The organism is uncultured Campylobacter sp. (assembly GCF_938015785.1).
Taxonomy (GTDB): Bacteria; Campylobacterota; Campylobacteria; order Campylobacterales; family Campylobacteraceae; genus Campylobacter_B.
In genome coordinates this window covers 1-7,279 of the sequence record NZ_CALLWC010000050.1, presented here as the reverse complement: position 1 = coordinate 7,279, position 7,279 = coordinate 1, and the positions used below count along the sequence as shown (strand labels likewise).

Annotated in this window: 6 protein-coding genes and 1 other RNA gene; 4 read left to right on the top strand and 3 right to left on the bottom strand. The window is 48.2% G+C overall.

Annotation, left to right across the window (positions count from 1 at the left end; genetic code table 11):
- From Q0393_RS07310 to ssrA, 3 genes are all read right to left on the bottom strand, one after another.
- A partial coding sequence (locus Q0393_RS07310; RefSeq protein ID WP_298979097.1) for a hypothetical protein occupies positions 1–347 on the bottom strand: 347 nt, incomplete at its 3' end.
- Positions 328–702 carry an Imm40 family immunity protein gene (imm40, locus tag Q0393_RS07305; RefSeq protein WP_298979095.1) on the bottom strand — a complete coding sequence of 125 codons (375 nt, stop codon included), beginning with the start codon at positions 700–702 and terminating at the stop codon, positions 328–330. The genes imm40 and Q0393_RS07310, both read right to left, overlap by 20 nt.
- A 236-nt stretch (positions 703–938) precedes the next feature.
- Positions 939–1,301, bottom strand: a transfer-messenger RNA (tmRNA) gene (gene ssrA, locus Q0393_RS07300).
- Between the two features lie 98 nt (positions 1,302–1,399).
- On the opposite strand from ssrA, the gene panB reads away from it, so the two are divergent.
- The 4 genes from panB (at position 1,400) to Q0393_RS07280 (ending at position 6,865) form a co-directional block, all read left to right on the top strand.
- Positions 1,400–2,197 carry a 3-methyl-2-oxobutanoate hydroxymethyltransferase gene (gene panB, locus Q0393_RS07295; RefSeq protein WP_298979093.1) on the top strand — a complete coding sequence of 266 codons (798 nt, stop codon included), beginning with the start codon at positions 1,400–1,402 and terminating at the stop codon, positions 2,195–2,197.
- Between the two features lie 417 nt (positions 2,198–2,614).
- Complete coding sequence (locus tag Q0393_RS07290) at positions 2,615–3,292, top strand: hypothetical protein (RefSeq protein WP_297896229.1); 678 nt, start codon at positions 2,615–2,617, stop codon at positions 3,290–3,292.
- 782 nt (positions 3,293–4,074) lie between these two features.
- On the top strand, positions 4,075–5,091 hold the full coding sequence (gene ruvB, locus Q0393_RS07285; RefSeq protein ID WP_298979091.1) for a Holliday junction branch migration DNA helicase RuvB: 1,017 nt from the start codon (positions 4,075–4,077) through the stop codon (positions 5,089–5,091).
- A gap of 352 nt (positions 5,092–5,443) precedes the next feature.
- Positions 5,444–6,865 (top strand): AI-2E family transporter, encoded by a 1,422-nt coding sequence (locus Q0393_RS07280; RefSeq protein ID WP_298979086.1) that lies wholly within the window; start codon positions 5,444–5,446, stop codon positions 6,863–6,865.
- Positions 6,866–7,279 lie beyond the last annotated feature (414 nt).

Genomic DNA, 7,279 nt, shown 5'->3' with positions numbered 1-7,279 from the left:
TATGCTTCGCTTGCAATATTATAAATCTCTAGCCTTCTTACATAATCGTTATTGTAGAGTAAGAAGTTGGTTTCATATTCTCCTTTTGTGAACACCATAATATCTATTGCTGTAGTGTTCATCGGGAAATTTTCTAACGATAGCTTTTCCGTACCTTTAGGCTCTTTAAATTTTATTAGCATATAACCTACTTCCTTTATCACGCTATCGATCTTTATAAGTTTGAGATGAGATATTAATTCATCTCTGCCTTTAAATTTATATCGAAGCATTATGTTAAGCCATCTTTCTACGTTAGGCGGTAAACTCTTGTTTATAAAAAATTGATCATTTTTCTGTTTGTTCATTTGGCTCCTGTAGGATGGTATATGGACCGATATCCGGGCAGTATGCAAAGTAATCTCCGTTTCTGGCGCGATAATTAGTGATGTATCGAACCGCTAGTTCGAATGCATCGTCACCGTCATCTCCATCTTTAATGCTCCAGCTATCGTATGTGATGATGGGCTCATTACCGCTTAGGCGATATACTTCTCCTCCTAGGATAATCATACCTTTGCCTCTTGTGATTTTTAGCACCTCCATTACATCGTCAAATTTCCAAGCGATTTCATAAAATCCGAGCTCCTCTCTTAGGCGTATACCGCGCTCTAATAGATCCTGCGGCACGATATTTACGTAGTCTTCATCTATAAATGACATAATTCGCTCCTTTTAAGTATAAGATTATTGCCATTGCCATTTTTCTATATCGTCTTTCTTTACGAAAACCCATAATGCGAAAAAAGCCCCTAATAAAGCCCCTATTTTTTCAGAAGTAATTATACTACAAACAAAAATAAAAGGAAAGAAAAATAATCGAAATATAAGATAAGCACCTATATACGGGAATTGAAGAGAAGTAAAAAGAAGTGATTAAAGCTTAAATATAACTTAATTGGTGGAGGTGTGCGGGATTGAACCGCAGTCCGAAAACAAACGACCAAAGCCTCTACATGTTTAGCAAAAGTGAAGTTCTCGCGCAGGCTCGCTCACTTTTCCAAAACGACCCGCCGGCGCAAAGACTAGGATTTCACCCTACGGCTCGTCACGCCGCAGAGCTACGCTATCGCAGATTACCCGCCGCCGCGCTTAGATAGTATCGGCGCAGAGCAGGGCTCGACTGGACTTACGCAGCTTTAGCGTAAGCAGGAGCAAATTTAACGTTGTTTGCGTTTAAATTTAGTTTGGATTTTATACGCTGTATCCAAAGCGACATGCCGCCTTGACCCATCCGTTCCCGTCGAAGCCAAGTCACCCCCGAAAGAATGCGCACGCATTTTACTTTAAAATTTTATAAATGTCAAATTCGGCTTATGCTAGAATTGCGTTCAAATTTTAACTAAATCAAGGATCCAAAATGTCAAAAATTACGCTTTCTAAATTATACGAGATGAAAAAATCCGGCGAAAAGATCGTGATGATCACTGCCTATGATGCGCTTTTTGCTAAAATTTTCGACGACGAGGTCGATATGATACTTGTAGGCGACAGCCTAAATATGAGCTTCGGCGGGCACTCCGAGACCCTGGGCGCAAGCGTAGAGCAGATGATCTATCACGCGCGCGCCGTAAGACGGGGGCTCAAGCGAGCGTATATGGTCGTGGATATGCCGTTTTGCTCGTGCGCGACGCCAGAGCTCGCGCTACAAAACTGCGCCAAAGTCTATGAGAGCACCGGCTGTGACGCCGTTAAGATCGAAGGCGGCGCGCATATGGCAGATACCGTGGCGCTGCTTAATCGAAACGGCATCGCCGTGATGAGCCACATCGGGCTAAAGCCGCAGTTTTCGCGCTTTACGGGCGGCTACAAGGTAAGCGGGCGCGGTGAGGAGGGCGCGCGCGAGGTCTTAAGCGACGCCAGAGTGCTTGCAGAGGCGGGTGCGGTGCTACTGCTGGTCGAGGGGACGATCTGCTCGGTCGCAAATCAAGTAGCGCTCGGCACCGACGTGCCCGTCATCGGCATCGGCGCGGGTGCGGGCGTGGATGGACAGGTGCTCGTGTGGAGCGATATGTGTGGATTTTTCACGGAGTTTCGACCGAAATTCGTTAAGCGTTATTTAGACGGCGCTGCGCTGGTAAAAGGCGCAGTGCGCGAATACGCGCGCGAAGTCAAGGAGGAGAGCTTCCCGAGCGAGGAGTTTGAATATAAGCAGTAGCGAGATTTGGGCTAAATTTTAAAATTTACGCGCTGAAATTCTAGCAATAAAACTATGCTTGCCTTAAATTAACGCTTCGTTTTCGCGTGCCGCAGGCTATGTAAACGGCTCGCGCCGCTTGAAATTTATTCGGCGAGAGCGATTGCGAGCGCTTTACCTAGTGCGAGAGATCGTAGGCGCTTTGGGTGGATACTCTGCGCGGTATATTTTATACGGGGGCGCCGTGCGAGAGTTTGCGTACTTCCGCTGCGGGTGCTATTTCTGTCGCCGACTGCAACGCACGAGCGCTTTTCATGAATGATCCGAGCCGTAGCTCCAAAATACGCTACGAGTGCTAAAATTTTACGCACGTAGCCGTAGAATTCTGGCATAAACCAGCCGTCAGGTCTAAACGGCTATAAAATTTAAGGAGAAAATTTGGCTAAAGCTTTAAAAATTATCATAGCCGCGGCTATGGGCTTGTTCTTTTGCGTAAAGGTGCTGCCGATTTTGGCGGTATTTTTCGCATTTAATTCTTTCTTTGATAAAGATGATATGGAGCTGGATAAAGCTCCGCCGATGCAAAACTACGAGCAAAATCGCGAGAAATTCCTAGACCTGTTAGCTTTTGCAGGTCGCAACTTCCCTAAAAATTTGCGCGTTACAATCCAGAGCACCTACGGCGATGAGTATATTTGGATCGATTTGGACGGCGATGAGACGAAATTTTATTCAAATTCCATTTTTAGAGATAATGCGCCGAGTATCGGCGATGGGCTAAAGCTCATCGGCTGGGACAAAAAGACGTTCGGGGAGCTAAAGTCAAAGCTCGCGGCGATAAACGCCAGAACCATCGTGCTAAATAGAAGCGGCGATAGCGGGGTGCCTTGGGCGGAGATCACCTACCGATACGTGGAACACTTCACCGATAGCTATCAGTTTTATGCCCCTGATAGCCCGAAGCTCGCCAAGCTGCACGCCAAGGGCTGCTCGAAAAAATTTGAAAGCGACGGCGTGGTGTTATTGTTCGAAAAAACGACATCGGGCCTATATAGAGCGTTCTGCGATGGCGACGACGATAATAAGAGCGTTTTGATCGAAGAGCATGATTTGTAGAACTAGGCTCGTGCAGGAAAAATTTAGCGCTTAATTTGGGGTGCGATCGATAAGGCGTCGCGAGGCTGAGAGGCTAAATTTAATTGCACGAGCCCGCGTTGAGCTTAGCGGCAAATTTTATAATTCGCACGAAATTCTAAGTCGTCTTGAAAAACGAAATGTCGCGCAAAATTTTACCTAGTCGCGCAAGGCAAAATTTTGCATAAAATTCTACGCAGAATTTCTTGCGAAATTTTAACCGACTGCGCGAGACGGAATTCTGACTAGCTGCGTGCCGCGAAGCTGGAAGCGCAGAATTTAAACCCTCGTTGCCGCAAAAACAAAATCCGCATTAAAATTCTACGAGACAAAATTTTGTCGCAAAATTTCAGACACCGAATTTAATATCGTAAAATTCTAAGCGCCAAATTTTACGTCGCAAAACCATATGCGTATTTTTCAAACGGATAAATTTCGCTTCTAAATTCTATATACTAAATTCCGCGCCGTAAAATTTAGCGCAGTTAGCGACCCGCGCGCTGTTCGGGAGCCGTCACAATAAAATTCCGCACCAGGGCATAGCGGGCATAGCGGCATGAGCATAGCCTTAAAACGTCGCGCTAAAATTTCGCAGTCTTTCGCGACGGGTGCTCTGCTTTTTAGCCCCAGCTCTAAGCGCGTACCGTAAAATTCCGCGCGGCAAATTTTATTCCGCTAGCAAAGATCCGCCCCTTTAAAATTGTCAAAATTTAGCCATTTTTCGCTACACTTGCTAAAATTTTAAAAACGATTAAAGAGAGATTATGGACAGAATTGTAGAGATCGAAAAGATGCAGCTCGATGAGAGCGTGGAGAGCTCGCTGCGCCCGTCGAGCTTCGAGGATTACGTGGGGCAGGAGAAGATCAAATCAAACCTTGCTATCGCGATCGCCGCGGCGAAAAAGCGCGCCGACGTGCTCGATCACGTACTTTTCTACGGGCCGCCGGGGCTCGGTAAAACCACGCTAGCGCACATCATCGCCGCTCAGATGGGCGCCGCTATCAAGGTCACCGCCGCGCCGATGATCGAAAAGGCGGGCGATCTGGCGGCGATTTTGACGAACCTGCAAAGCGGCGACGTGCTTTTCATCGACGAGATCCACCGCCTAAGCCCCGCGATCGAGGAGGTGCTGTATTCGGCAATGGAGGACTTCCGCCTCGACATCATCATCGGTTCGGGCCCCGCCGCGCAGACCATCAAGATCGACATTCCGCACTTCACGCTCATCGGCGCCACGACGCGCGCAGGCATGATCTCGGCGCCGCTGCGGGATCGCTTCGGCATGCAGTTTCGCTTGCAGTTTTACACGCACGCCGAGCTTGCGCGGATAGTGCAGATCGCTTCGGTTAAACTCGGAAAAGAAAGCGCAGCCGACGCCAGCGCCGAGATCGCGCGTCGCTCTCGCGGCACTCCGCGTATAGCGCTAAGGCTGCTGCGCCGCATACGCGATTTTGCCGAGGTGCGCGACGAGGCCGCTATCTCGCACGATCGCGCGCGCGAAGGGCTCGAGGCACTGGGCGTGGACGAGCAGGGCTTTGACGAGATGGATATAAAATATTTAGAAATTTTATTTGACGCTAAGCGCCGTGCCTTGGGGCTTAGCACGATCGCGGCGGCGCTTAGTGAGGATGAGGGCACGATCGAGGACGTCATCGAGCCCTATCTGCTCGCCAACGGCTACATCGAAAAGACCGCCAAAGGCCGCATCGCAACCGATAAGGCGCGCGAGGCGTTCGGTCGCGTGCTAAAGGTCACGGAGAGAAATCTGTTTGAGGGGTGATCTCGGATTTAAAATTTAATCGGATCCAGTGGGCGTTCAAATATTATTTTATGGGCTGGTCTCCATTTAAACAGGTTTTACGGCTGCCAACTCGTAATGTGTGTGCCAACGCGTCGCCCGAGGGTTGTTTTGCTCGGCGAGTGCTTGAGTATGCGCTTTGTCGCTAGCTCGCCGCCTTTAGTCTTTTAAATTTTACTTCGAAATTTCAATAAACATATCCGTTGTATCGTCGCGTGCCGTATGTGAAAACGCGTGAGAACACCGCTCGTAAATTTTATGAAATTTTAAAATTTAATCGAAATCTGATAAAAAAATTTATAAAATACGTCATCAAATTTCAAAAGGATAAAATTTGCCGACGCCAAAAGACAACGCCGCAAGCCGCAATAAAAACCTGGCTGAAAAGATAGCCCAAAATAACGCCGAGGATAACGCCAAAGGCGAGGCGCAAAATTTTACTGAAAATCAGACCGTAAATAATGCTGAGGGCAAAATCGAAGCCGCCGCTGAAGCCAAAGCAACCGTCAAAAACAAAAACAAAACCGCCGCCGAAAATAAAAGCAAAAGCCGGATCGAAACCGACGAAGTCTCATCTACCGGTGCGGCCGCGCTTAACGACGCTGCCGAAGCCAATGAAACCTTCTCGGCTAATGCTTCCGCGCTAGGCGCTGCTGCCGCTTCGGGAGCTGCTGTGGGTATGAAATCAGGTCTTGCTAAGGCTAGCGGGCGCGCGAAAACGAACAAGATATTTTTTATTGGCGCAACCTTGCTGATGTTTTGCTGCGTGATCTATCTATTTTCGCCGTTTTTGATGGTGATCGCAATCGGCGTGCTGATGGCGGTGGCGACCTCGGGTCTGCACGCTAAAGTAACCAAGCTGTGCCGCGGCAGGCGCACGCTAGCCTCGGTGCTTAGCTTGTTTTTGCTATGCGCACTTTTTTTCGTGCCTTTCATCTATGCAGTGATCGAGATCGCCAAAAACGCCGCGAGCTTCGATATGGCACGCCTAAACGACGCGCTTAGCTACGTTCAGGGCCTAGACATCAGGTTGCCCGGGCCTTTTGAAAAATTTAATACGCAGTTCCGCTCGTTTTTAGCAAACCTAGACGTCGCGGGATTAGCGAAGCAGATCATCTCCTACCTCTCGGTCGTCGGGAAATCCAGCGCGAAATTTATCGTCGATATGGTGCTTATCATCGTATTTTGCTTTTTTGCCTACCTCTACGGCGAGAGCTTCAAGCGCTTTTTCAAAAAAATTCTACCCGTCGAGCCCGTGCAGATCGATTATATCTTTTCCGAGACGGCAAATACGATGAGCGTCGTGTTTTACTCGACCATCTTCAACGCCGTATTGCAGGGCTTTTTATTTTCGATAATCGCGGGGATCTTCGGCTTTGACGCGCTGCTGATGGGGGTGCTTTTCGCCTTCTGCTCGCTCATCCCCGCAGTCGGCGGCGCACTCATCTACGTGCCCACAGCGCTATATGTGCTAGCGGGGGGTAGTACCTCGGGCGCGATCGTGATAATGGCGTATTGCGTGATACTGATCTCGACGCTCGCGGACAGCTTCGTAAAGCCGCTCGTGATAAAATTTATCAACTCGCGCCTAGTCGAAAACCCCGCAAACATTAACGAGATGCTGATTTTCTTCTCGATGCTTTCGGGCATCAGCACGTTTGGGTTCTGGGGCGTGATCTTGGGGCCCGCGATTTTAACGCTATTTATCGCGGTGCTAAATTTATACGATTATCTAAAAAAGATAGAATTCGAGTAGGGCTTGCGCCGCTTGCCGCTTTTAGATTTATGAAAATGCTGCCCGTAAAGTGCAATGCCCAGCACGTCCTTGCGGCTCTTGCGCCCTTGCGCAGGTTTAAAGGCTTTAAATTTAAAGGCAAATTTTAATTTCGGCTGCCGCTCGCGCTCTTTGGCAGGTTTAAAGCAAAGATCGCGAGCGTCGGCGCAGACTTTTGAGTCGTGTCATGCGACGCGCAGATATTTTTAAGCTGCACCGTGCGGCACGCCGAAATTTTATAGATTAGAGTCTAAATTTAAAGCAGTGGATAATAAAAGAAAGAATTTTAACTTCAGCTCTAGCAAGCAATGCCCAGCAACTCAATACCCACTTTCGTTGCGTTCTCCTTGCGAGTTAAAATTTATCTTGTTCTTTTGATTCTTTAAATTTTGGTAT